General features: G+C 69.5%; 22 protein-coding genes and 1 pseudogene. 14 read left to right on the top strand and 9 right to left on the bottom strand.

What is annotated here, in order from left to right; all coding sequences use genetic code 11:
• Positions 1-17: 17 nt before the first annotated feature.
• The 5 genes from A8M77_RS20370 (at position 18) to A8M77_RS20350 (ending at position 3,881) form a co-directional block, all read left to right on the top strand.
• Positions 18-1,505: an NCS1 family nucleobase:cation symporter-1 gene (locus A8M77_RS20370; protein ID WP_086923338.1), complete on the top strand. Its 1,488-nt coding sequence runs from the start codon at positions 18-20 to the stop codon at positions 1,503-1,505.
• A gap of 23 nt (positions 1,506-1,528) precedes the next feature.
• Positions 1,529-2,293 (top strand): aspartate/glutamate racemase family protein, encoded by a 765-nt coding sequence (locus A8M77_RS20365; protein WP_086923337.1) that lies wholly within the window; start codon positions 1,529-1,531, stop codon positions 2,291-2,293.
• A 64-nt stretch (positions 2,294-2,357) separates the two neighbouring features.
• Positions 2,358-2,669 (top strand): type II toxin-antitoxin system Phd/YefM family antitoxin, encoded by a 312-nt coding sequence (locus A8M77_RS20360; protein ID WP_086923336.1) that lies wholly within the window; start codon positions 2,358-2,360, stop codon positions 2,667-2,669.
• Between the two features lies 1 nt (position 2,670).
• Positions 2,671-3,084, top strand: a complete 414-nt coding sequence (locus tag A8M77_RS20355) for a type II toxin-antitoxin system RelE/ParE family toxin (protein ID WP_086923335.1) — start codon at positions 2,671-2,673, stop codon at positions 3,082-3,084.
• Between the two features lie 50 nt (positions 3,085-3,134).
• Complete coding sequence (locus A8M77_RS20350) at positions 3,135-3,881, top strand: GntR family transcriptional regulator (RefSeq protein ID WP_086923334.1); 747 nt, start codon at positions 3,135-3,137, stop codon at positions 3,879-3,881.
• A 5-nt stretch (positions 3,882-3,886) separates the two neighbouring features.
• On the opposite strand, the gene A8M77_RS20345 is transcribed toward A8M77_RS20350, so the two are convergent.
• A complete protein-coding gene (locus A8M77_RS20345) occupies positions 3,887-4,408 on the bottom strand; it encodes a GNAT family N-acetyltransferase (RefSeq protein ID WP_086923408.1) in 522 nt (173 codons plus the stop codon).
• Between the two features lie 5 nt (positions 4,409-4,413).
• Entirely contained in the window at positions 4,414-4,875 is a 462-nt protein-coding gene (locus A8M77_RS20340; protein ID WP_192871644.1) for a GNAT family N-acetyltransferase, read from the bottom strand.
• 111 nt (positions 4,876-4,986) lie between these two features.
• Between A8M77_RS20340 and A8M77_RS20335 the strand changes: the two genes are divergently transcribed.
• Complete coding sequence (locus tag A8M77_RS20335; RefSeq protein WP_086923332.1) at positions 4,987-6,384, top strand: FAD-containing oxidoreductase; 1,398 nt, start codon at positions 4,987-4,989, stop codon at positions 6,382-6,384.
• Positions 6,385-6,867: 483 nt separating this feature from the next.
• Here A8M77_RS20335 and A8M77_RS20330 read toward each other — a convergent pair whose 3' ends face one another.
• Genes A8M77_RS20330 through A8M77_RS20320 form a run of 3 tightly spaced genes read right to left on the bottom strand, consistent with a single transcriptional unit; the run spans position 6,868 to position 9,623 of the window.
• Entirely contained in the window at positions 6,868-7,833 is a 966-nt protein-coding gene (locus A8M77_RS20330; protein WP_086923331.1) for a Bug family tripartite tricarboxylate transporter substrate binding protein, read from the bottom strand.
• Between the two features lie 48 nt (positions 7,834-7,881).
• Positions 7,882-8,247 carry an AtuA-related protein gene (locus A8M77_RS20325; protein WP_086923330.1) on the bottom strand — a complete coding sequence of 122 codons (366 nt, stop codon included), beginning with the start codon at positions 8,245-8,247 and terminating at the stop codon, positions 7,882-7,884.
• Positions 8,244-9,623, bottom strand: coding sequence for an acyclic terpene utilization AtuA family protein (locus tag A8M77_RS20320; RefSeq protein WP_086923329.1), 1,380 nt, complete (start codon positions 9,621-9,623; stop codon positions 8,244-8,246). The genes A8M77_RS20325 and A8M77_RS20320 overlap by 4 nt, the downstream gene beginning before the upstream one ends.
• 91 nt (positions 9,624-9,714) lie before the next feature.
• On the opposite strand from A8M77_RS20320, the gene A8M77_RS20315 reads away from it, so the two are divergent.
• The 7 genes from A8M77_RS20315 to A8M77_RS20285 all read left to right on the top strand — a co-directional run bounded on the left by A8M77_RS20315 (position 9,715) and on the right by A8M77_RS20285 (position 19,895).
• Entirely contained in the window at positions 9,715-10,626 is a 912-nt protein-coding gene (locus A8M77_RS20315; RefSeq protein ID WP_086923328.1) for a LysR family transcriptional regulator, read from the top strand.
• A 129-nt stretch (positions 10,627-10,755) separates the two neighbouring features.
• Entirely contained in the window at positions 10,756-12,246 is a 1,491-nt protein-coding gene (locus tag A8M77_RS20310) for a nucleobase:cation symporter-2 family protein (protein WP_086923327.1), read from the top strand.
• Between the two features lie 96 nt (positions 12,247-12,342).
• Positions 12,343-13,383, top strand: a complete 1,041-nt coding sequence (locus A8M77_RS20305) for a trypsin-like peptidase domain-containing protein (protein WP_143694680.1) — start codon at positions 12,343-12,345, stop codon at positions 13,381-13,383.
• A 21-nt stretch (positions 13,384-13,404) separates the two neighbouring features.
• Positions 13,405-14,367: an effector-associated domain EAD1-containing protein gene (locus tag A8M77_RS20300; RefSeq protein ID WP_086923325.1), complete on the top strand. Its 963-nt coding sequence runs from the start codon at positions 13,405-13,407 to the stop codon at positions 14,365-14,367.
• Positions 14,368-14,396: 29 nt separating this feature from the next.
• Entirely contained in the window at positions 14,397-15,377 is a 981-nt protein-coding gene (locus tag A8M77_RS20295) for an AAA family ATPase (protein ID WP_086923324.1), read from the top strand.
• Complete coding sequence (locus A8M77_RS20290) at positions 15,370-16,560, top strand: VWA domain-containing protein (RefSeq protein ID WP_143694679.1); 1,191 nt, start codon at positions 15,370-15,372, stop codon at positions 16,558-16,560. The genes A8M77_RS20295 and A8M77_RS20290 overlap by 8 nt, the downstream gene beginning before the upstream one ends.
• Positions 16,557-19,895 carry an LON peptidase substrate-binding domain-containing protein gene (locus tag A8M77_RS20285; RefSeq protein WP_086923322.1) on the top strand — a complete coding sequence of 1,113 codons (3,339 nt, stop codon included), beginning with the start codon at positions 16,557-16,559 and terminating at the stop codon, positions 19,893-19,895. Before A8M77_RS20290 ends, A8M77_RS20285 begins: the two co-directional genes overlap by 4 nt.
• A gap of 15 nt (positions 19,896-19,910) precedes the next feature.
• On the opposite strand, the pseudogene A8M77_RS20280 reads toward A8M77_RS20285, so the two are convergent.
• From A8M77_RS20280 to A8M77_RS20265, 4 genes and pseudogenes are all read right to left on the bottom strand, one after another.
• Positions 19,911-20,583: pseudogene (locus A8M77_RS20280) on the bottom strand (aldo/keto reductase).
• 18 nt (positions 20,584-20,601) lie between these two features.
• Positions 20,602-21,945: a DUF5666 domain-containing protein gene (locus tag A8M77_RS20275; RefSeq protein ID WP_086923321.1), complete on the bottom strand. Its 1,344-nt coding sequence runs from the start codon at positions 21,943-21,945 to the stop codon at positions 20,602-20,604.
• A complete protein-coding gene (locus A8M77_RS20270) occupies positions 21,942-22,772 on the bottom strand; it encodes a DUF6502 family protein (RefSeq protein WP_086923320.1) in 831 nt (276 codons plus the stop codon). The genes A8M77_RS20275 and A8M77_RS20270 overlap by 4 nt, the downstream gene beginning before the upstream one ends.
• A gap of 49 nt (positions 22,773-22,821) precedes the next feature.
• Positions 22,822-23,019, bottom strand: coding sequence for a hypothetical protein (locus A8M77_RS20265; RefSeq protein WP_086923319.1), 198 nt, complete (start codon positions 23,017-23,019; stop codon positions 22,822-22,824).
• Between the two features lie 488 nt (positions 23,020-23,507).
• Here A8M77_RS20265 and A8M77_RS20260 point away from each other — a divergent pair, with 488 nt between their 5' ends.
• Complete coding sequence (locus tag A8M77_RS20260; RefSeq protein ID WP_086923318.1) at positions 23,508-23,837, top strand: hypothetical protein; 330 nt, start codon at positions 23,508-23,510, stop codon at positions 23,835-23,837.
• Positions 23,838-25,126 lie beyond the last annotated feature (1,289 nt).

Here is a 25,126-nt window from a genome sequence, read left to right as displayed (position 1 = left end):
CACGAGGAGACAAACCCGTGAACACCGCCGTCAGCCAAGCCAGCGTGGACCTGCCCACCCCGGGCCACGCATCGCATGCCGAATCCAACGCCGTCATCAAGCCGGGCTACGACCCGGCCCTCACCAACGAGGACCTCGCGCCCCTGAAGAAGCAGACCTGGGGCCAATACAACATCTTTGCGTTCTGGATGTCCGACGTGCACAGCGTCGGCGGCTACATCACCGCGGGCAGCCTGTTCGCACTGGGCCTGTCGAGCTGGCAGGTGCTGGTCGCGCTGCTGGTGGGCATCTGCATCGTGCAGTTCTTCTGCAACCTGGTGGCCAAGCCCAGCCAGGTGACGGGCACGCCCTACCCCGTGATCTGCCGCGCCTCCTTCGGCGTGCGCGGCGCCAACATCCCGGCGATCATCCGCGGCCTGATCGCGGTGGCCTGGTACGGCATCCAGACCTACCTGGCCTCGGCCGCCTTCATGGTGCTGGCGCTGCACCTGTTCCCCCACCTGGCGCCTTACGCTGACGTCAAGCTGCACGGCTTCGCCGGCCTGTCGACGCTGGGCTGGGTCGCCTTCATGGTCATGTGGGTGCTGCAGGCCTTCGTGTTCTGGCACGGCATGGAAGCCATCCGCAAGTTCATCGACTGGGCCGGCCCGGGCGTGTACGTGGTGATGGCCATCCTGTGCGGCTGGCTGGTGTGGAAGGCCGGCTGGAGCAACATCGACCTCAACCTCGGCGGCGTCAAGTTCGAGGGCTGGGACGCCCTGCCCGTGATGCTGTCGGCCATCGCGCTGGTGGTGAGCTACTTCAGCGGCCCGATGCTCAACTTCGGCGACTTTTCGCGCTACGGCAAGAGCTTCGAGGCGGTGAAGAAGGGCAACTTCTGGGGCCTGCCGATCAACTTCGTGTTCTTCTCGCTGCTGACCGTCGTCACCACCGCGGCCACGCTGCCGGTGTTCGGCGAGCTGATCACCGACCCGGTCCACACCGTGGGCAAGATCGACAGCACCACCGCGGTCGTGCTGGGCGCGCTGACCTTCATGATCGCCACCATCGGCATCAACATCGTGGCCAACTTCGTTTCGCCGGCCTTCGACTTCTCCAACGTCGCGCCGCAGCACATCAGCTGGCGCACGGGCGGCATGATCGCCGCGGTGGGCTCGATCTTCCTGACGCCGTGGAACCTCTACAACAACCCCGAGGTCATCCACTACACGCTGGACGTGCTGGGCTCCTTCATCGGCCCGCTGTTCGGCATCCTGATCGCCGATTTCTACCTGGTGCAGAAGCAGCACGTGGTGGTCGACGACCTCTACACGCTCAGCAGCAAGGGCCGCTACTGGTACACCAAGGGCTACAACATGAAGGCCGTGTGGACCATGATCCCCTCGGCGCTGATCCCGATCCTGTGCGTGCTGATCCCCGCCTGGCGCGGCGCTGCCAACTATGCCTGGTTCATCGGCATGGGCCTGGGCTTCGTGATCTACACCCTCCTCAACCGCAAATCCTGAACTGAAGAAGTACCGAGTCCGCCATGCGCATCAAGATCATCAACCCCAACACCACCTGGAGCATGACCGAGAAGATCGGTGCCTGCGCGCGCTCCGTCGCGCGGCCCGGCACCGAGATCGTGGCGGTCAGCCCGGCGATGGGGCCGGCCTCGATCGAGAGCCACTACGACGAGGCGCTGGCGGTGCCCGGGCTGCTGCAGGAAATCGCGGCCGGCGAGCGCGATGGCATCGACGGCTATGTCATCGCCTGCTTCGGCGACCCCGGCCTGCAAGCGGCGCGCGAGCTGGCGCGCGGGCCGGTGGTCGGCATCGCACAGGCGGCCATGCACGTCGCCAGCCTGGTCGGCACCCGCTTCAGCGTGGTGACCACGCTGTCGCGCACCATCGGCCAGGCGCGCCACCTGGCGCAGGCCTACGGCATGGATCGCTTCTGCGCCAACGTGCGGGCCTGCGAGATCCCGGTGCTGGAGCTGGAGGCGCCGGGCAGCAAGGCGCGCGAGCGCATCGTCGACGAATGCCGGCGCGCGCTGGAGCAGGACGGGTCGGACACCATCGTGCTCGGCTGCGCCGGCATGGCCGACCTGTGCGCCCACATCGGGCAGGTGCTGGGGGTGCCGGTGGTCGACGGCGTGGCGGCCGGCACGCAGCTGGTCGAGTCGCTGGTGAACCTGCGCCTGGCCACCAGCAAGCGCGGCGAGCTGGCAAGTCCTCTGCCGAAGCCGATGGCGGGGGTGTTGGAAGGCTTTACGCTGCCGCCCGCGGCGCCGGCGCTGAAGCGCGCGGCCTAGCAGCCACGCCGAGGTCGCTAGAATGCGCTGAATATTGCGCATTTTCCCGATCATCGGAGGCTGCATGGCTGTTTCTGTTCGCGACATCGTCCCCTTTTCCGTTGCCCGCACTCACCTGTCGGACCTGGTGCTCGAAGTGCAGAACGGCGCCGAAAAGATCATCACCAAGAATGGGGAGCCGGCCGTCGCCGTGATCGATGCCAGGCGTCTCGATCACTACCATCGGCTGGAACGCGCGCGGATCCACCTGCTGCTGCTGGACGAGGTCGAGAAGGGCCTGGCTGACGTGGCGGCCGGGCACACCATCGATGCAGCAAAGGGTCTGGCGGCATTGAAACGCAAGCGCAAAGCCGGCATCCGCGGCGCCCGCGATTGAGATGGCCGGCGCCAAGGCAGACGCGCCTCTGGCGCTCGTTCGCTATGCACACAACTTTGCGCTGAATCTCGAAGACATCGAGTCGTTCTGGATCGAGAACCAGTGTGCGCATGGCTACGACCGCCTGCTCGAGGCCCTTGGCGATACGGTGGTCCCCATCCTCCAGCGGCACCCGCGCATCGGCCGGCCTTTCTTGCGCAGGGACGTGGAGTCCGTGGAGGCGCAGGCCGTAGCCGCGCGGATCGCGAAGCGGCTCTCGGCGCTGGGGGAAACCGCCGAGGTGCGCGAGTACGTGATGGACGACCATGTGGTGCTCTATCTCGTGGTCGATGGCGCGGAAGGTGAGCCGACGATGGTGCATCTGCTGGCCATCACGCATCAGAAGCAACTCGGTTTCGACGTCTCCGCAGACTGACGGCGATCGCCCCGTTCACAACGCCAGCACAGTCCGTCCACAATCGCCTCATGCCCCGCGTCACCAAAGCCACCGCAAGTCCCCTCGCGGCTCCACCCGACGGCGCCGCCGCGCCCGACAAGAGCGCGACCATCGAGAGCATCGCCCAGGACATCGCCACCGCCATCGTCGAGAAGCGCCTGCCGCCCGGCACCTGGCTGCGCGAGGAGGCGCTGGGCCGGGTCTACGCCGTCAGCCGCACCAAGATCCGCGCCGCGCTGCTCACCCTCTCCAAGGACAAGCTGATCGAGATGATCCCCGACAAGGGCGCCTTCGTCAGCAAGCCCAGCGTGGAGGAAGCGCGCGAGGTCTTCGGCGTGCGCCGCATCCTCGAGAGCGAGGTGGTGCGCCTGTTCGTCGCCAAGGCCCGCCCCGCGGACTACCGGTCGCTCGAGCAGCACATCCAGTTCGAGCGCACCACGCTCAGCGCCACGACGACCACCGGCACGGTACGCGAGAAGCTCCTGGGCGACTTCCACGTCGCGCTCGCCGAGGCCGCCGGCAACCGCACGCTGGCCGAGCTGGTGCGGGAACTGGTGGCGCGCAGCTCGCTGATCGCGATGCTCTACCACTCCTCCAACGACCCGCATTGCTCCTCGGACGAGCACTCGGACTTCCTGCGGGTATGCCGCAGCGGCGACGTGGAGGCCGCGGTGGCCTGCATGACCGACCACCTCTCGCGCATCGAAGCCAACCTGCAGCTGGGCAGCGACGCGCCGGACCGCCAGCTCGACCTGGTCAAGGCCCTGTTGGCCTGAAGCGATCAGCCATCGACCGGCTGCACCGGCGTCTCGAGCACGAGCTGCCAGAAGTCCACGTCCAGCCAGCGCCCGAACTTGAAGCCAGCCTGCCGGATGGTGCCGGCATGCTCGAAGCCCAGCCGCTGATGCAGGGCGATGCTGCCCTTGTTGGCCAGGTCGATGGCACCGACCATCACGTGGAGCTGCTGGGCGCGGGCCGCCGCGATCAGCGCCTGCATGAGCAGAAGGCCCAGGCCCTTGCCGCGATGGTCCTTGTGCACGTAGACCGAATGCTCGACCGAATACTTGTAAGCGGGCCAGGCGCGGAAGGTGCCGTAGCTCGCGAAGCCGAGCAATTCGCCCTGCTCGCCGACGGCGCCGATCACGGGGAAGTTGCCGGCCTCCTTGGCCTTGAACCAGCCGACCATGTTCTCTGCCGTGCGCGGCTTGTAGTCGTAGAGCGCAGTCGAGTGGACGATGGCGTCGTTGAAGATGTCGAGGATGGCGCCGGCATGGGCGTCGTGCGTGCAGGTGACGAATTGCATGGTGTTCACAGCTCCTTCGAGTAGACGATGAATCCGTGGTGCTGCGCGACCTTGTCGTAGAGCAGCCGGCCAGCGGCATTGGATTCCTGCGTCTGCCAATAGACACGCCAGGCACCGGCCGCTTTCGCCTGCGCGTACACCGCCTCGATCAACAGCCGCCCGATGCCTCGGCCGCGCAGCGATTCGAGGGTGAACAGGTCGGAGAGATAGCAGACCGGCTCGATGCGCGTCATGCTGCGATGGAGCAGGCCATGGGCCAGGCCGACGAGGCTGCCGCGGTCTTCCGCGACCAGGGCGAACATCGGTTCCGCGGGATCGAGGAAGCGTTGCCAGGTCGTCTGCGTGATGTGCTCGGCCAGCGCGGTCTCGCCCCGGCGACCGTAGAACGCGTTGTAGCCGTCCCAGAGCGGTCGCCAGGCGGCCTGATCGTCCTGAGAGACCGGCCGGACAAGAGTGGGTGGGGTCATGGGGAGGTGCGTCGACATGGCATCAGAGCGTACGAGTTTGTATCAAACGGCGCGACATGCTCCACAAGGCGCCGCCGGCCTGAGACACTGCCCGCTTCCAAGGAGATGCCCATGGACGAGACCTTCGATGCCATCGTCATCGGCAGCGGACAGGCCGGGCCCGCGCTGGCCAACCGCCTGTCGCAGGCCGGCTGGCGTACCGCGATGATCGAGCGCCACCGCTTCGGCGGCACCTGCGTCAACACCGGCTGCATTCCGACCAAGGCGCTGGTGGCGAGCGCGCACGTGGCGGCGATCTTGCGGCGGAGCGCGGACTACGGCATCTCGATCCGCGGCGAGGCGGAGGTCGACTTTCCCGCGGTGATGGCGCGCAAGAGCCGCATCTCCGGGCGCTCCAGCGAGAACGTGGAGAAATGGCTGCGCGGCATGGCGGGCGTGACGGTCGTCCTGGGCCACGCCCGCTTCGAGGCGCCCGGCCGGGTGCGCGTGGGCGACCGGGTGCTGCACAGCGAACGCGTCTTCCTCGACGTCGGCGGGCGGGCGAACGAGCTGGCGCCCGAGATCGCCAACGGCGTGAGCACGCTCAACAACTCCTCCCTCCTGGCGCTGAGCAGCCTGCCCGAGCATTTGGCCGTTGTCGGCGGCAGCTATGTGGGCTTGGAGTTCGCGCAGATGTTCAGGCGCTTCGGCGCCCGCGTGACGGTACTGCAGCGCGGCGCGCAGATCGTGCCGCGCGAGGACGCCGACGTGGCGGCCGCCGTGCAGGCCATTCTCGAACGCGAAGGCGTCGAGATCCGCACCGGTACCGAGTGCTTCGCACTGCGCCAGGAAGGCCAGCGCATCGCGGTTCGCTGGCGCTGCGGCGACGATCACGACGAGTTCCTGTGCACGCACGTGCTCAACGCGACCGGACGGCGGCCGAACACCGACGACCTCGGCCTGGAACACGTTGGCGTGAAGTGCGACGAACGCGGCTACATCGAAGTCGACGACCAGTTGCGCAGCTCGGTCGAGGGCATCTGGGCCCTGGGTGACTGCAACGGCCGCGGCGCGTTCACGCACACGGCGTACAACGATTTCGAGATCGTCGCGGCCAACCTGCTGGACGGCGACGCGCGGCGGGTGAGCGACCGCATCCCCGCCTATGCCCTCTACACCGACCCGCCGCTGGCCCGCATCGGGCTCTCGGTGACCGAAGCGCTGCGCAGCGGCCGACCGGCGCTGATCGGCGAGCTGCCGATGTCACGCGTCGGCCGGGCGGTGCAGAAGGGCGAAGAACAAGGCTTCCTGCGCGTGCTGGTGGACGCAGAGACGCGGCACCTGGTCGGCGCCACCCTGCTCGGCGTGGAAGCCGACGAAGCGGTGCACGCGCTGCTCACGCTGATGTATGCGCGGCAGCCCGTCGACACCGTGCAGCGCGCCGTCTTCATCCACCCGACAGTGTCGGAGCTGCTGCCGACCGTGCTGGGGTCGCTGCGGCCACTCGATGCACCGAGCCCGCGGCCTTGATGCGTGGCCGCCGGGATCCGCCAGGCGCAGTCGTGGGGCGCGACGCGGAAGGGGCGTTCTGCCGCTTCGGTGTCCTTGGCCCAGCGAGGCGCATCCCAGGAAGAGTCTTTCAACCCACGGGGTTTGGCGAGAATTGGTCAGATTTGCATCTGCGTTCTCAGGCGCCGCCATGCACCACGAAGCGGCTGTCACTTGGCGCTAACAGCCTTGCCATGGCATGACTTATTTGTTAGTCCGGCTTGTGGTTAAGTCGAAGGTCTCCAACCCCCTTCGCCCCCCCGTTTACGAGGGCGATTTATCCCCCGGGCCGGTGAATAACGTTGTGGAAAAGAGCTTGGGCAACTCGCCGATGCGTGGCAGGACGGGGCTTCCCACAGGGGTGCCTCCCAAACGTGCATCTCGTGCTGCAGCGCACCAATCGAGCGCGCTGGGCGCGCAGCCCAAGGTCTTACCGAAGTCCTGCGCAACGACAAGTCGCCGAAATCACTCAGCCTCGATGCCGGCCGCCTTCACGATGCGGCCCCACTTCTGCGACTCGCCCGCCTGGAACTTCGCGAGTTCCTCCGGCGTGCTGGTGAACACCTCGGTGCCGCTCGGGTCGTAGAACGCGGTCTTGGCGGCCTCGCTCTTCGCCGCCTTCACCAACAGCTCGTTGAGCCGGTTCACGACCGCCGGCGGCGTTTTCGCCGGCGCGTAGGCTGCGAACCAGTAGCCCATCTCGTAGCCCTTGACACCGGCCTCGGCGATGGTGGGCAGCTCCGGCGCCAGCGGCGATCGCTTCGCACCCGAGACGCCCAGCGCGCGCAGCTTGCCGGCCTTGACCTGGGGCAGTCCGGTGGCGGTGTCGGTGATCATCATGTCGATCTGGCCGCCCAGCAGATCGGTCACCGCCAGCGGGTTGCTCTTGTAGGGCACGTGCAGCAGCTTGATGCCGGCCATCTGCTGCAGCAGCTCGCCGGCCATGCGGCTGGAGGAACTGCCGCTGCCGAAGCTGAGCCTGCCCGGCTCCTTCTTCGCGAGCGCCACGAACTCCGCCACCGTCTTCACGGGCGAATTCGGGTTCACCACCATGATCTGGCCGCCCTTGCCGAGCGCCGCGACCGGCGCGAAGTCCTTGACCGGGTCGTAGGGCAGCTTCTTGAACAGGTGCTCGTTGGCCGCGTGGGTGGTGTTGGTGGTGATCAGCACCGTGTAGCCGTCGGCCGCAGCCTTGGCCACCTGCTGCGCGGCGATGAAGCCGCTCGCACCGGCCTTGTTGTCGATCACCACGGGCTGCTTCGTCTCGGCCGTGATGCCGGTGCCCAAGGCGCGGGCGATCTGGTCGGTCGCGCTGCCAGCCGCGAAGGGCACGACGAAGGTGATGGGCTTGTCGGGATAGCCCTGGGCCGCGGCGACGCCGGCAGCCAGCAGCGCGGCCAGGCCGAATGCGAAGGATGGCGATCGAATCATGCTGTTTGTCTCCTGGGAGTTCTGGTGAAGAAGAAAGAAAAAGGCGCTTCAGCCCTCGGGGGGTCCTGCCAGCAGGTCCGCGAGCGCCTCGGGCACCTCGATGGCCATGTCGAGCAACAGGAAGGACAGCGCCTTGCCATGCGCGTCGAGATTGAGCGCATCGTTGACGCCGCCATCCAGCACCCCGTCGAGCACGAAGTTCATCGCCGCGAGGCGCGGCAGCAGGAAGCGCTGCACGCGGTCGGGGGCGCGGTGGCGGAATTGCGCGGCCACGGCCTCGGGCGTGACCTGCTCGACCAGCAGCGGATAGAGCAACGGATGCCAGGCGATCACGCTGATGTTGGAGCGGTCGCCCTTGTCGCCGGTGCGGCCGTGTGCGGCACGGAACAGGGGCACGCGAAGCGGTGAACTCATGCAGCCTCCAGCATCTCGAAGCGCACCGGCACGAACTCGCGTGCGAGCAGGCAGGAGCGGGTGTTGAGCCGCGGCGTGAGCGCCGTGCGCACCCCACCGCCGCCAGCCGGTCCGCAGGTGTAGAGCGCCATCACCTCTCGCGTGAGGCGCTCGGCCTGCTCGCGGGCCTCGTGCGTGGCGGCCACGCGCAGCCGCACGTCGCGCCCCTCGCCGGCGGACGTGGCGGCCAGTGCTCGGCCGGCATCGTCGCCCAGGATGCTGAGCGCGCCGATCAGGTCCACCCGCAGACTCAGGCCCGCGAGCCGCTGCCGCAGCACGTCGGCGGCCAACCGGGCCCGCGATTCGGCGCGCGGGCCGGCATAGGAAATTTCGCCCTCCGCCAGCCAGCCGCCTTCGTGGCAGACGTTGAGCTTGTAGTGCGCCGGCCGCGCATGGCCACGAACGCCCGACAGTGCCACACGGTCCGGTCCCAGCGCATGCACCTCGGCTTCCGCGATGTCCGCCACCACGTCGGGCGTGAGGTACGCGGCCGGGTCGTGCACCTCGTAGAGCAACTGCTCCTTGACCGTGGCCTCGGTCACGCAGCCACCGGTGCCGTCGGCCTTGCCGACGATGCAGCCGCCGTCGCTGTCGATCTCGGCGATGGGAAAGCCGATCGACGCCATGTCCGGCACGTCCTTGAAGCCGGGATCGGCAAAGTAGCCGCCGCAGACCTGGGCGCCGCACTCGAGCAGGTGACCCGCCATGGTGGCGCGGCCCAGCCGGGTCCAGTCGTCGGCCGCCCAGCCGAAATGCGACATCGCCGGACCGACGGCCAGCGACGGGTCGGCCATGCGCCCGCAGACCACGATGTCCGCGCCCGCATCGAGGGCCGCCGCGATCGGCTCCGCGCCGATGTACGCATTGGCGCTGACCACCCGCATGCCGTCGATGGCCGCCCCGAGCTGCTCGCGCAGCAACGCGCGGTGCGCCGGGTCCGACAGATCGTCGCCTTCCACCACCGCGATGCGCGGTGCCGGCGCCCCCAGCTCGAGCGCCAGCCTGGCGATGCAGCGCGCTGCAGCGCGCGGGTTGGCGGCGCCGAAGTTGCTGACGATCCGGATGCCGTGCGCGAGGCAGCGCGCCAGCACCGGGCGCAGCATGGCGTCCAGCAGCGGCTCGTAGCCGGCCTCGGGATCGGCGCGGCGGCGCAGTTGCGCCAGCGCCAGCGTGCGCTCGGCCAGGGTCTCGAAGATGAGGAAGGCGCGCTGCCCCGACGGGCCCTGCGCCAGCCGGGCGATCAAGGTCTCGACCACCGGCCCGGCGGCATCGGTCCGGTCGCCGGAGAAGCCGGCTGCGCAGCCGATCAGCAAAGGGGAGGCAGGTGATGAATTCATGTGCCGGCTCGTGTCGTTGCGGTGAATGTAGGCCGCGCACAGTGATTCGTAAAATCGAAAGTTCAGATGGGCTTATCCAGAATTCAGATCAATGCCTGCACCAGAGCTTTCCGCCCGCCAGCTGCGCGCCTTCCTTGCGCTGGTCGACCTCCCCAACTTCACGCGGGCCGCGCAGGCCTGCCACCTCTCGCAGCCTGCCTTCAGCACGCTGATCCGAACACTGGAGGAAGAGCTGGGCACCCGCCTGTTCGACCGCACCACGCGCAGCGTGCAACCCACGCCGGAGGGGCGCCTTTTCGAGCCCTCGGCGCGGCGCCTGCTCGGCGACATGCAGCGCGCGGTCAGCGACCTGGGCGACCACGTGGAGCGCCGCAAGGGCCGCGTGCACGTGGCCGCCCTGCCCTCGCTGGCGGCAGGCTGGCTGCCGGCGCTGTTCTCCGACTTCCACGCCCGCTGGCCGGGCATCGAGCTGGCCCTGAGCGACCTGCTCTCCGATGCCTGCATCGATCTCGTGCGCGGAGGCCAGGCCGACTTTGCCCTGGCCTCCGGCGGCACCCGCGCCGCCGATGCGGCGGAGCTGCGCTTGCGCGTGTTGTGCACCGACCGCTTCCACCTGGTGTGCCGCGCCGACCATCCGCTGGCCGCCGAGCCCCGCCTCACGCTGCGCAAGCTGGCACCCTGGCCCTTCATCCACATGGCGCGCAACAGCAGCGTACGCCAGGCCCTGGAGGCCGCACTGCACCCGCTGGCGATGAACACGCTGCTGGAGGTCGAGCAGCTCGCCACGGTGATGGGCATGGTCGAGGCCGGCCTCGGCATCAGCGTCGTGCCCACGCTCACCCTCTACCAGTTCAAGCGCGACACCATCGCCATCCGCCCGCTGCCCCTGCCCCAGCTCAGCCGCCGCATTTACCTGGTGCAGCGGCGCGAAGGCAGCCTGTCGGCAGCGGCACAGGCCTTGCATGACCTGGTGGTGGATCGGCTGGGTTCGCTGCCGGCCTGATGGCGCCCCCGGGTTTTCCGCCATACGCCGCTCCGCCTAAAGTGTATACAGTTTGGCGTACAAACTTGTGAGCCGCCGGGGCGAGGCGGCCTTGCACCCCTCTGACATCGCATCCAGGAGTCCACCTGCATGAGCGCCAACACCTCACTGCCAGCCGTCCATCCCGTCGACGAGCGCCTTCCCACCGGCAAGCTGACCGCCCTTGGCCTGCAACATGTGCTCGTGATGTATGCGGGCGCCGTCGCCGTGCCCCTGATCGTGGGCCGCGCGCTCAAGCTCAGCCCCGACGAGGTTGCGCTGCTGATCTCGGCCGACCTCTTCTGCTGCGGTATCGCCACTTTGATCCAGGCGCTGGGTGCCACGCAGTGGTTCGGCATCAAGCTGCCGGTGATGATGGGCGTGACCTTCGCCTCCGTCGCGCCGATGGTCGCCATCGCCAACGCCAACCCGGGGCAGAACGGCGCGCAGCTGCTGTTCGGCGCCATCATCGGCGCGGGCGTGATATCGATCCTGATCGCGCCGCTGGTATCGCGCATGCTGCGCTTCTTCCCGCCGGTGGTGACCGGCACCATCATCGCGGTCATCGGCATCAGCCTGATGCGCGTGGGCATCAACTGGATCTTCGGCAACCCGGTGGGCCCGACGGCGCCCGCCATCGTCGATCCGGTCTACGCCAAGTGGCTGGCCGAGGTCACTTCGCCCGGCAGTTCGGTGCCGCCCATTCCCAAGGGCCTGGCGATCGTGCCCTCGGTGCCGAACCCGAAGTACGCCGACCTCGGCGGCCTGGGCATTGCAGCGCTGGTGCTGGTGTCGATCCTGCTGATCGTGAAGTACGCCAAGGGCTTCATCGCCAACATCTCGGTGCTGCTGGGCATCGTGATCGGCGCCGTCGTGGCCACGATCTTCGGCTTCATGACCTTCGAGAAGGTGGGCAAGGCCGCCTGGGTCGACGTGGTGCTGCCCTTCCACTTCGGCATGCCGCTGTTCGACCCGATCCTGATCCTCACCATGACGCTGATCATGATCGTGGTGATGATCGAGTCCACCGGCATGTTCCTCGCGTTGGGCGAGATGACCGGCCGCAACATCAGCCAGAAGGACCTGGCGCGCGGCCTGCGCACCGACGGCCTGGGCACGCTGATCGGCGGCGTGTTCAACACCTTCCCCTACACCAGCTTCTCGCAGAACGTGGGCCTGGTGGCGGTGACCGGCATCAAGAGCCGCTTCGTCTGCGTAGCCGGCGGCGCGATCCTGATCGTGCTGGGCCTGCTGCCCAAGATGGCGGCGCTGGTGGAGTCGCTGCCCACGGTGGTGCTGGGCGGCGCCGGCCTGGTGATGTTCGGCATGGTCGCGGCCACCGGCATCCGCATCCTCGGCGGCGTGGACTTCAAGGGCAACCGGCACAACGCGATGATCGTCGCGGTGTCGATCGGCATCGGCATGATTCCGCTGATCGCGCCCAACTTCAAGCAATGGATGCCGCACGGGATCCACTCGCTGGTGGAGTCGGGCATCCTGCTGGCCTCGATCTCGGCGGTGGCGCTGAACCTGTTCCTCAACGGTGCGAAGCAGGACGACGACGCGATCATCGCGGCCGCCAGGCAGGCCGAAGCCCACTGATCTTTCGCCTCGCGCGCCGAGGCCAGGGCGGCGTCCACCCGGAAGGTGATCTTCCGGTTGGACGCCGCTCTTTTGCCTGATATGCTGGTTTTCGCCATGAAACGGCTCACCCCGGACCAGCTCGAGGCAGCACGCGACGCACTGGTCGACGGCTACCGCAATTGGGCGGCGCTGAAGCAACTGGCGGCCTTCGCGCTGGACATCAACCTGGAGGCCAAGGTCGGCAAGGGTCCGCTCGACGACGTTGCCTTCGACCTGCTCGAACTCACCGAGGCCAAGGGCTGGACCGAGATGCTGCTGCGCGATGCAGCCGCCCGCAATCCCGGCAACGAGATGCTGGGCGACATCGCCGCCGCGCACGGCCTCGCGCCGGCCCCCTTCACCGGCCCCGCGGCGGCAGCGCTCGATGCCGGCTTCCAGGCTCGGGTCATCCAGGCCTCCGGCCTCGAATCCGCCGGCCGCTGGCGGCAGCAGATGATCCGGTGCGAGCGGCGCGTCTGCCAGATCCGCTCCGGCGGCGAGCCGATCGGCACCGGCTTCCTGGTCGGCCCGCGGCTGGTGATGAGCAACTGGCATGTCTTCGAGTCGGCGCCCGGCTCGGGCCAACTGGGCGAGCCGAAGAACTATGCCGCGTGCTTCGATTTCCGCGCGGCCGAAGGGCAGGCGCCCGCGGACCCCGGCATCGAGGTGCCCGCCGATCCCGTCGCCGACTACCTGGACACCAGCCACAAGCTGGAACTCGACTACGCGCTGCTCCAGCTCGCGCACGACATCGGCAACGAGCCCATGCCCGACGGTACGAAGCGCGGCTGGCTGGCGCTGGGCACGCGCCAGTTCGAACTGCCCAAGGAAAGCTGCATCGTCCTGCAGCATCCGGCCGGGCGCACGCTCGAGGTGGCGGCAGGCACCGTCACCGGCTGGCTGCAGGGGCACGAGCAGGCCATCTACGAGCACACGGCCGAAACCGACAGGGGCTCCTCGGGCTCGCCCTGCTTCGCGTCCGGCTGGACCCTGCTGGGACTGCATCACCGTACGGGCCCGAAGGCCAACCCGAGCAACCGGGCCATCGCGACCAGCGCGATCGTCGAGCGCCTGCGCGCGAAAGGCAGGCTCGGTCTCCTGCCGGCCCAGGGCTGAACATCGGCCGGAGACATCCACTTGCGGTACGGCGACCACATCGAAGCCTTCCGCGACGCACTCGTCGACGCCTTCACCACGCGCAACGCACTGGCCCAGTTCGCGAAGGCCACCGGCCAGGTCAGGAGCCTGGCCGCCAGCGTGGCCGAGGGCCCACTGGACGACATGGCCTACGAATTCCTGGACCTGGTCCAGGCCAGGGGCGGCGAGAGCGGCCTGGCGAAGGTGCTGGAGGTGGCGCTCGCGCGGCGCCCGGGCAACGACAGCCTGCTCGCCTTCGCCCGCGTGATGGGCGCCGACCGCCCCGCCGGCGCGGCCGAGCTGCTGCACACCCGCGCCTTCGACCTGCGGCCGCTGGAGGCGGTGTGGCGCAAGGAGCTCTCCATGCCGCGCAAGCGGCTGGTGGTCCTCGTGCTGTGCGGCGCCGAGCAGAACGTCGTCACCAACGTGATCGAGCGGCTGCGCCTGCACCTGGGCGTGCCGGCATCGACCAGCGCCTCGCGCATGCGGCTCGACGAGCGGTTCACGCCGGTCGACAAGACCATCGATCTGATCGCCCGGCTCAAGCCCCGGCTCGCCGTGGAGCACGTGGTGTGCATGGTCGACGCCGACAACGCGCCGGACGACGCGATCGAGCGGTTGCTGCTCAAGCTCTTCGAGGCCTATGCCGAGGTGCTGAACAACCACCTGGTCCTGCTGCTGAACACGCGTGCGGAGGGCAGGCTGCCCGAACGCTGCGTGGGGCTCCCGCTGCCGCGGTTCCAGGAAACGGACCTCTACGAATGGGTCGAGGACGTGACGCGCGACAAGGGCTGGTCCGCGGACCTGCGCGACGAGTTCAAGCTCTGGCTGCACCAGGCCGCCGACCAGGCTGAGTCCCCCTCGACCGACGTCGCCTACTTCGCGCTCGAGACCGCCATCGCGCTGCTGCGCCAGAACCTGCCGCAGGCGGTGCTGCGCGAGCGCTTCAGAACGCCGCCCTGAACCGGGCGCACACGGAAGGAGGATCCGCCATGAGCTCCCGCCACCAGATCGATCTGTCGCTGCGCTTCGATCGCCGCGCGAAACTGCCCGCCACGCGCAGGATCGAGGCAACCGGCGCCGACGAAGTGCCCGCCAGCCGGCCGCCCAAGGCGGAGGTGCAGCGCGAAGCCTACCTGGCCAGTCCGGCGTTGGAGGAGGTGGTCAACCTCGCGATCGCGCTCGGCCGGCCGCTGCTGCTGCAGGGCGACCCGGGCTGCGGCAAGACCCGGCTCGCCCATGCGGTCGCCTACGCGCTCGGACTGCCGATCGAAGAGAGCTACATCAAGTCCACCAGCAAGGCGCAGGACCTGCTCTACACCTACGACGCCGTGCGCCGCCTGCACGACGTGCAACTGTCGACGACGGCGGGCCGGCCGCGCCGCGCGAACACCGTGGCGGACTACATCCGCTTCGGCCCGCTCGGGCGCGCCATCATCCGCGCCAGCCACGGGCGCCGATCGGTCGTGCTGATCGACGAGGTGGACAAGGCCGACCTCGACTTCCCCAACGACCTGCTGCGCGAGCTGGACCGGCTGGAGTTCGACGTGGCCGAGGCGCCCGAGATCGCATTCAAGGTGCCGTCGGACCAGCCGGCGCTGCGCCCCATCATCATCGTGACCCACAACGAGGAAAAGGCGCTGCCCACCGCCTTCCTGCGCCGCTGCATCTTCCACTACGTGAAGTTCCCGGAGGAAGAGCTGGAGGCAATCCTGGCCCAGCACGACATCAACGATGCCGACCTGCGCAGGAAGGCCATCGAGGTGGTGAACAAGCTGCGCGAGCGCGAGCTGCTGAAGAAGCCCGGCCTGTCCGAGCTGCTCGACTGGGTCGGCTACCTGCAGGCCCGCAAGACCAAGCCGGCCGAGCTGGACCGGCTGCCGGCGGTGCAGGCGCTGATCAAGAACGTCGCGGACCTGGACAAGGCGCATGCGGCCTTTCCGTCCTCGATGCCGACGGCACGCCGTGTCTGATCCGCCGAACGCGTTCGCGCTGATCCGCGAACTGTTCACCCAGCTGCAGCGCCGGCGCCTGCCCATCGGCCCGCCCGACCTGGACGCGCTGCGCCTGGCGCTGACCGCCGGCTTCGGCTGGTCGTCGCCGGATGCGCTGCGCGACCTGCTGGTCGCGCTGTGGGCCAAGTCGCCGCGCGAGGCCGACATCGTGCGCGCCCTGTTCGCGCGGCTGGCCTGGCCGGAGCACTGGACGCCCGAGCCGGTCGCCGGCACCTCGTCGGCCGCGGCCACCGGCAGGCCCGCGTCCGCGCGCGGCGAGGCCGGCGCCCCGCGCGAGCCGCCGCCACCCGAGCGGGTCGAGGAGATCCAGCTCAGCGTCAGCCGCAACGCCATCGGCATCCCGGCGCTCACGCTGCCCCGCGTCCAGATCGCGGATGCGCGGCTGCTGCTGGTCGAGCAGTACCCGCTGACGCACCGCGAGATCGCCCAGGCCTTCCGCCGCCTGCGCAAGCCCATGCGCTTCGGCCCGCCGAGCGAGCTCGACCTTGGCCAGACGCTGCAGCAGCGCCTGCGCACCGGCGTCGCGATGCCGCCGGTCCTGGTGCCGCGGCGGCGCAACGCCGCACGGCTCGCGCTCTTCGTCGACGTCGAGGGCTCGATGGCGCCCTACGCGCCCTTTGTCGAAGCCTTCTGCACGGCGGTGCGCGAAGCCGGCCTGCTTCAGCAGACCTCGCTGCACTACTTCCATGACATGCCGACCGAGGGCACGGACCGCTCGCTGCTATCGGAGCTCGACCCCGGCGACTTCTTTCCCGCGCTCGATCCGGTGCTCTCGCGCATCGAACCGCTGGATGCCGGCCGGGTGTATGCCGATCCGCAGCTCGAGCACGGCCAGCCGCTGCGCGCGCTGGTGGCGGGCATGGCGCCGGGCACCGCGGCGCTGATCGTCAGCGATGCGGGCGCCGCGCGCGGCCGTGCCGATGCCGGCCGCGTGCAGGACTCGCTGGCCTTCGTCAAGGCCCTGCGCCGCGGTGCCTCGGCCGTGGTCTGGCTCAACCCGGTGCCGCAGCCGCTGTGGGCCCATACCGTCGCGGCCCACCTGGCGCGGCACGTGCCCATGTATGCGATGGACCGCTCCGGCATCCACCTCGCGGTCAACGCGCTGCGCGGGCATCCGGTCCCGCTGGAGCGGCCGCTGTGAGCGACGGCGAGGCACGCGGATTGGCCGAGCGGCGGCTCGCGCAGTTCGAGCGTGCACTGCAGGCGGCAGCCGCCAGCATGGGCGAGGCTGATCCAGCCGGCCTGGCACGCTCCGCACTCGACCTGGCGGCCCATGCAGCGCTGCCGGTGGCCCTGGATCCGGGCCTGCTGCACCTGCTGCGCATCAACTTCTTCTTCGACCGCGAGCGGGTGCCGCATTGGGTCGAGGCCCGGCTGCTGCTGTCCACGCTGTGCCGCGAGGCCGAGGGCAACGGGCTCTACGTGATGGACGCGCCGGTACGCGAACTGCTGCTGATGCGCCTGGTGGCCCACCATGGCCAGAAGCGCCTGGAGGCGGTCGCCACCCTGTTGTGGCTGTACGCCGAGCGGCACGGCGCGTGGATGGAGCGCTCGGAACTCCGGCATGCGCAGCAGCTCACGGCCGTCAACTTCGTCGACCCTGCGTACGCGCGGGCCTGGATGGCGCAGGCGGAGGGCGGCGGCGGATCGGCCAGCCTGTCCAGGCAATGGTTCCTGGCCATGCGCGAGGCCATGCCCGCGCTGCCGCCGGCGCCGCAGGGCGGCGATCCCGCGGTGGTCTGCAAGGCACTGCGCGAGCTCGATTTCGTGGCGCAGCGCGCGGCCCATCGCGAAGCGCTTCGCCAGTCGGAAACGGGAATGCACCTGATCCGCGGACCGCGCGTCCATGGCCACCGCTGGGTGCTGCTGCGGCTGCTCGGCCACTACGAGCGCGCACCCGCACTGCTGTGGCTGGCGCCCGACTCCGCGCATTCGCGACCCCTGCGGGCCTCGCTCGCCATCGCCCTGGGCCTGGAGGCGCGAGCGCCCTGGTGGCCCATCCACCACCGCGCCACCTACTTGGCACGGGCGCGGCCGCTGGTCATCGCCATCGACGGCGTCGAGCGGCTGGACGACGCACAGCGCACCGATCTCCGAGACCTGCTGGCCGCCGAGCTGCCCGCCTCCATCTACCTGCTGGACCGCGCCGAGGGCTCGGAGGCGGTGATCGGCGAAGGCGCCCTGGCCAGCGTGATGCTGCTCACCGGTTCGAGCGGGCTTCTCCCACCGCTCGGCCGTATCGCACACGACGACCTGCGCTACTGGATCGACCGCCACGGCGGCGAAGCCGGCCTCGACGGCTTGGCCCCCAAGGAGGCAGAGCAGCTGGCCGAAGAAATCCTGGCAGCCACCGGCGGCATTCCGGAACGGGTTCTGGAGCAGCTGTGCGTGCGCTGCGGCGTACGCTGGCCCGACGTGCTGGCCGCGGCCGAGACGCCTTTTGGCTTCGTGCTGCCGTCCGATGAAGCCATCACCGAGTTGGCCGAGGCCTACGAACGCCGCCGCGGCGACATGCAGCCCGGCCCCGCGCGCACGCAAGCGATGGAGGAAATCGTCCGGCGCATGCGCGAGCTGCTGGCCTCGCGCGAGGACTGGCCTCTGCAGGCATGGACCGGAAGCGCCAGTCCCGGCCTGCACCTGGCCGCCGCGGTGCTGTTGCAGTTGCGGCCGGAGGGCAGCCATTGCGCCTGGCTCGGCGAGCGGGTGGGCGAGGAAACGCCCTTCATCACCTACCACGCGCTGCTCGCACTGAAGGCAGCCGCCAGGCAGTTGCCGGCCGCGGAGCTGGGCGACGTGAACGCCGCCGTGCTGCGTGCCGAGCGAAGCCTTCCCTCGCGCGATGCAGACACCGATCGCGGCCTCGTCCTGCGCGACACCCGCCGCCTGCTGGACGAGCGGCGGCAGCAGGCCAACCCCAACTTCCTGCCGCTGATGCCCCTGCGTGGCGTGGTGCTCTTCCCCGGACGCGAGGCCCGGTTGCTGCTGACCCGGCCCGAGTCGACGAGCAGCCTGTTCAAGGTGCAGAACGGCGGCGACAACGCGGTCTTCTGCGTGCTCGACGAAAGCACCGGCGATACCTTCGACCCGCGCCTCATGCGTCAGGTCGGAACCATCGCCGCCGTGAGGCACTTCGAGACCACCGAGACCGGCACCCAGGTGACGCTCTCGGGCATCGCCCGCGCGCTGGGGACGCCGATGCAGGACCCGGCGGAGGGTGGCGCCGTGCTCGTCCGCACCGACCCGCTCTCCGAGCTTTCAAAGCCGCACGCGCTTTCGTGGGAGCGCGACTCGCTCGTCCAGGCGCTGCGCGCGCTGGTGCGCATCGGCGGCGCGGGGGGCAGGACGGTGGAGCTGGCCGGCGCCGCGCCCGTGCCAGCCTGGTACGAATTGGCCGATCTGCTGTCGCTGGCGCCAGCGCAGAAGCAGACCCTGCTCCAGGCGGACCGCGCGAGCGAGATGCTCGCCCCCTTGCGCGATGCGGCCGTGGCACGCATCGAGGACGGCCTGCCGGAGGACTTCGGCGCCGACGGTTGGGGCCTGGATCGCCTGGCCGCCCTGCTCGGCATTGCCTTCGGCGACGCCGATCTGCGCACGCTCTTCGGCGACCGCCGCCCCGACAAGGCAGGCGATTCGGGCGCCATCGCCGCGCTCGTGCAGGACGCCGCCACCGGCGGCCGGCTGCGCGGCATCGCAGCGCAGGCGCTCGCGCGCCGCCCCGATGACGACGCGCTGTGGGAGCACGTGGAGGCGATGACCCAGCAGCCCGAGCACCCGCGGGCCTCCAAGCCCAAGCCGGCGAGAAAGCCCCGGGCGGGGCCGCTCAAGCTGTGGCCCAACGGCAGCACGCTGCGCATTCGCTTCATCGGTGGCGATCCGGCCCTGCGCAAGCGGGTGATGCGCTGCGCGGCGCAATGGTTCGAGCATGCGAACCTGCGCTACCAGGTGCTGTCCGACCGCAGCAGGACGCCCGCCGACATCCGCATCGCGTTCGACCCGCAGGCCGGCAGCTGGTCCTACGTGGGCATCGATGCCCGCAGCGTCCCGGCCAACCAGCCGACCATGAACTTCGGGTGGCTCACCCCCAGCACCCCGGATGCCGAGCTGCAGCGCGTCGTGCTGAAAGAGTTCGGCCACGCGCTGGGCTTGTGGCAGGAACACAAGAATCCGGACGGCGGCATCGAATGGGACCGCGAGGCGGTGATGAAGATGTACGCGGGCCCGCCCAACCACTGGTCGCGCGAGCAGGTCGAGCACAACATCCTGGGCCTCAACCCGCCCAGCGTGCCGCCGTACCGGCCCTTCGACCCCCATTCGGTGATGCTGCACGACTTCCCGGCGGAGATGCTGCTGTCGCGCCAGGCCATCCACGGCGGGACGGTCCTGTCGGACTCGGACAAGGCATTCATCGCGGCGCTCTATCCGCAGCCGGCCTCCGCCAAGCCGCCCACGCTCAAGGCGCCGGTGCGCAAGCGGTAGCGGTTCCGCGCAGCGTCAGATCATCGCGAGCGGTTTCTTGCGCCGCGGCGGCGGATGCAGGCGGTCGATCTCCGCGAGCTCGTCCGCGCTCAGGCTGAGCGCGGCAGCAGCAAGGTTGTCGCGCTGGTGGGCCTCGCGCACCGCCTTCGGAATGGCCACGACGCCGGGCTGCGCCCATCGAGTAGTAGACTTGGTTGGCTGCGCAATCCGGCGCCGCCAGTTCCTCCATGTCGTCCGTGTCGAGGTTGCTCACGCCCCAGTGCGCGATGAGCCCCTTGTCCACGAGCGAACGCATCGCCTCGGCGGTTTCGCCCAGCGGGAACTGGCCGCGCCAGTGCAACAAGTAGAGGTCGATCCGGTCCAGGCCCAGCCGCGCCAGGCTGCGCGCGCAGGCCGCGGGCGTGCCGCGGCGGCTGGCGTTGTGCGGATAGACCTTGCTGACGACGAACAGCGCCTCGCGCTTCACGTCCCCCGCGCGCAGCGCCTCGGCGATGGCCTGCCCCACCACCTCCTCCGCGCCACCCTCGCCATACATCTCGGCGGTGTCGATCAGGCGGTAGCCCATGGCGATGGCCGCGCGCACCGCGGCCACCTCTTCGCGACGCAGCGCGGGGTCTTCGCCCATGCGCCAGGTGCCCAGGCCGAGCACGGGGATCTTGCCGTTGGTGGGAAGGCCGAGGGTGCGCATGTCGCCGTTCAGTCCAGGTCATTCGATGACCACCCGCGTGGCGATCAGCACGCCGTTCACCACCTGCGATCCCTCGATGCTGACCTTGACCCCGCTGCCCAGGTTTGCAGCCGTGCCGTTGACGAACACCACGCCCGGGCCGCTGGCATCGACGGGCTGGCCCCGCACCTGGAAGCTGGCCGGCGAGCTGAAGTTGCCGACGGTGCCGATGAGGGTGAAGGACACCGGCCCGCCCGTGCCCGGCACGTGGCGGATCTTGAGCTTCGAGGCCTGCAGGACACCGTTCTGCATGACGCCGGCCACGTCGACCTTGACACCATTGCCCACCGATCCGGCAGGGCCGCCGTTGATCTTGGCCGAGGACGCGTTCACCGGCACGTTCAGCACGCGCAGCGAGCCGAGGCCCGCGAAGTCGGTGACGATGCCCGCGAGCTGGACCGGCGTGCCGTTGGCCACCGGCACCGGATACCACCACTGCACCAGCGTGGCCTGCAGCCGGCCCGGCAGCACGGCATTCGCACGCACGCGCACGAGGGTGCCATTGGCGAGCGGACTGCCGTCGAGGCTGCCGGACAACGCCGCCGCGCCGTAGTCGACGGTGAAGCTGCCGATGGTGAAGGTGCGCCGGAGGCTGTCGAGGTTCTGCACCGTGCCGGTCAGGATCGGCGTGGAAGCGCCGCGCTGCTCCACCCGCGTCGCCCGCAGCACGCCCGGCGCAGCCGGCAGGCCCCAGACCTGCAAGGTGCTGCCCGGCGGGATGGCGGCCAGGCCGGAGGCATCGCCCCAGACCGTGGCCTCGTCGGTGGTGATGGTCGTGCCCAGGATGACGAAGCGGCCCTGTGCCAGATCGATCGCGGACAGTGGACCGCGCACGTCCGCCGCGGAATCCACCCGGCGGGCGATGCCGCTCGTGAAGTCGGCATCGACCGGCCCCGTGACCTTCGCGCTCATCCCCAGTTGCAGTGCGGGTGCGTCCTCGACGTTCACGATGGCGGTGTCGGTGTTGTAGCGCACGCCGTTGACGATGATGCTGCCCGCGCCGTCCACCGCGCCGATGCCGGCCGCGTCCGCGGTGCTCACGCCGGTGCCGCCGGAGCCCACGCCAGAGCCGTCGCCGCCCGAGGACGCGGTGGCGCTGCTGCCCGCGCCGGACGTGCCGCCGGCCGTGCTGCCGCCCTGGCCATCGCCGCCACCGGCGGACGGGCTGCTCCCATCGCTCGAACCTGCGCCCGACAGTTGCTGTCCCGCGATACCGGCACCGCCGACGGCGAAACCGCCCCCCCCGCCGCCTCCACCGCCGCACGAGAGCAGCAGCGTCATCGACAGCGCGAGGAGACCAGCGCGCAGGAATGCATTCGTCATGCTTGTTCGTCCGATCGTTTCGAGTGGGGCGCGGCATCGGTGTTTACCTCTCCCGCCGCGTCTTCATAGTAGGTGTAAATGCCGACACGGATGCGGCCGGAGGCCTCGCTGTCCGCCGCGTCGAACGCACGCGTCATCTCGCGCGTCAGCTCATGGTGAAGCGCGCCCCATCGTTGCCGCGCCAGCTGGTGGATCCGTTCGCAATCCTCGACGGCGATGCCGGCCGCGAACACCGAGCGCTCGAGCAACGGCGGCGCGGCGCCCAGGGTGTTGCCCACGCTGGCAAGAAGATGGTCGCGGGCGTTGTCGCCCAGGAAGGCGAGCATGCTCTTGAGATCCTTCGCCGGCACGAAGCCGGCCGCGTCGAGCTCGACGCGGCCGGCCTGCTCGGTCGCCATGTTCAGGCGCACCAGCTCGTCGAGGATCGTGCGGTGGTGCACGTTGCCGCGGCTGGCATGCCGGGCCACGGCTTCGAAGGACGCGGTCTCGCCGTCCGCGACGATGGGCAGGCTGCGCAGGGCCGGATCGTCCGTGACCATCTGCAGCCACAGCGTGAGCGTCTTGGCGGCGGCGGAGGTCTCCGTGTGCGGCAGGTGTTCCTCGGCTTCGCGCACGCTGGCCGTCACGACCTTGCGGTTCAGCCCCGTGGTGACCGACAGCTGGCTGATGTTCGGCTCGGCGCCCTTGGCCCGCCAGGCACGGCGCGCCTCGTCGATCAGGAGCTCCCGCAGCAGGGATTCGAAATGGGCGTGCTTGAGACCGAAGGCCAGTGCCAGCCGGACCACGGGGCGCAAGACGCGGGCACAAGCCTCCAGGGCCCAGCCCATGCGTTCGCCGGCCCCCTGCGCCTCGCCGGCGCGTGCGGAAACGTGAGCCTCAGGCCTGGCGCTTTTCAACCCAGTGCGTTTGGTCGCCATACAGCCTGTTCCCTCTTGCCATCGCCTCGTCGAGCTTCATGCGGTTGTGGAGCGTATCTGGAAACCACAAGCCACCGTCTCGGCCGGAGGCCTCTTGCGGAACTTCATCGGACCAGCGCAGCCGGATTTCGAACAGAACGCGCAATGGCAGGTGCAACACGGATCTCCTCGGGGATGACGAAGGGGCAGGCAACGCGCCGTTACCAAGTTGACAGCGACACGCGCTACTGTCCGACAAAGGCGTGCGTCCCACTATAGGACAAGAACGTCATGGATGTGAATTTTTCACACCCTCTCTTCCAACATTGAGAACGATGCCGAGAACTGTCACACAGCACCCGAAGAAGCCGGCCGCCGGACGGCGGCGCCGCTCGTTGAACGCCGCTCACGATCCGGCGGGCTCGGCGCGGCCGCCGAGAGTCGCCGAAGGCCTGAAGGCGCGCAGCGCATGGATGGCGGCGATGCGCGTGAGGAAGGCCGTGCATGCGCGGATCGTGGAGGCTTTCAGAAGGCATCTGGCCGGCTGCGGACCCGGGCCCTCGGATGAAGACCTCCTGACCTTCGCGAGACTGGCCGTCGCAGAGCAACGGCTCCTGCGCCGGCTGCCCTAGCACCCGCGTCCATTGATCCTTCAGGAGAGCCACCATGACATCCACCGCCATCGGGACCGCGAGCTCTTCCGGAGAGATCGCGTTCGGCAACCTGATCGATCTCGCGATGCTGCGCACGGGCGCCGTCTCCGCCGAAGTCTGCGAAGCCTGCAGCACCATCAACCTCGGCTCCGCGCGCTTGTGCAAGGGGTGCTCTCACAAGCTGCCGGCCTACTACGCCGGCGAACCGAACGACACGGTGCCGACCAAGGCGGGTGCCCGGCCGGTGGTGCACGGATGGGCCCGGGTCTGGGACCTGATGGCCTTCTGGCTGGTCATCAATTCGCTGGCGGGCGTGACGGTGCTCGTGCCGGTCCTGTCATAGCCTTGGCAGGTCCTGCGATGCGAAGCAACGCAAGCCAGATCACACCGGCCCAGCCCGATTGGAGCGGCTGGCAGCCGCCGGGGCCCGCCATTCCACCGCACCAGATGACCAGGGTCTGCGACGCCTGCCGGACCCTCAACCGGGACACTGCCCACTACTGCCGCAGTTGCGCTCGAAAGCTTTCGCCGGTGCAGACGCTTTGGCCGATCGAGCAGGGGCCTGCCGATGCGGACAAAACACAGGCTCGGCCACCGTTGCTGGACACCTGGCCCCCGGCACGCGCCCAGCGTGCAGCCGGCACGGCCCGGCGTGTCCTGGGAATTCCGGTGCCGCCCGGCGTCGACACGTCGATCGTGTGGCTGCTGATCGTACTGGCCCTGCTGCATGCGGCCTTCGTGCTCTGGTACCTGGGCCGGTCGGCGACACAAGGGCCGCCGCTCTCGCTGCCGAGCCCGGGCGCGTGGCAGTCGACGCAGGCGCCGGAAAGCCGGCCACCGGCCGAGGCAACTCAGACGGCCAGGCCGACGACCGAAGCCGTCACCGACACAGATCGATCGCGCACTTCGCAGGAGCTTGCCGCATCGCAGCCCCCGGCGGCCGAGCGCGAGCCGGTCGCTGCGACGCCAGCCGATCCTGTCGCCACCACGGTGGCGGTCGATGATCCAGCGCCCACCCCGGCCGAAGCTTCGGCGGCGCCGCAGGTCGCCGAAGCCTACGCGCCCGCTGCCGAACGCGCGCGGGTGCCGCAACCCCGGCCCACGCGCGTGACAACAACGGCCGTGGCCCGGCCACCCGCGAACGTCCATGAGCCTCTCAATGTGACCGAGACGGCAAGGGACGCCGAGCCCGCGCAGATCGCGCAACCGAAACCGAACGAATCCGCGCCGGTGCCGCTGGCGCGGCCGGATGCGGGCGAGCTTCGATCCAGGCCGATGCCACAGATCCAGACGGCCACGCGCGCCGCAACGACGTCCAGCCACTGCGACCGCTACAACCCGTTCGGCGAGGCCGTCTGCCTGAACGCGCCCAGGTCGACGGGCCAGGTCATGCAGCCATCGCAATTCGGCGGCCGCAATACGGCAAGCGCCGCAGTCCGAGGAGGGTCGAACGCCGGCAAGAACGACCGTTGGGCCTTCGCGGCGGGCGGAGATGGGGGCGGTAGCGGGGGCGCAGGTGGCGGTGGAGCCGGCGCAGGTGGCGGTAGCGGTGGCGCAGGTGGCGGTGGAGCCGGCGCAGGTGGCGGTGGAGCCGGCGCAGGTGGCGGTGGAGCCGGCGCAGGTGGCGGTGGA

It is taken from the genome of Variovorax sp. JS1663 (assembly GCF_002157355.1).
Classification (GTDB): Bacteria; Pseudomonadota; Gammaproteobacteria; order Burkholderiales; family Burkholderiaceae_C; genus Variovorax.
Note: the sequence above shows the minus strand (reverse complement) of the source record. Positions and strands in the feature narration are given on the sequence as shown.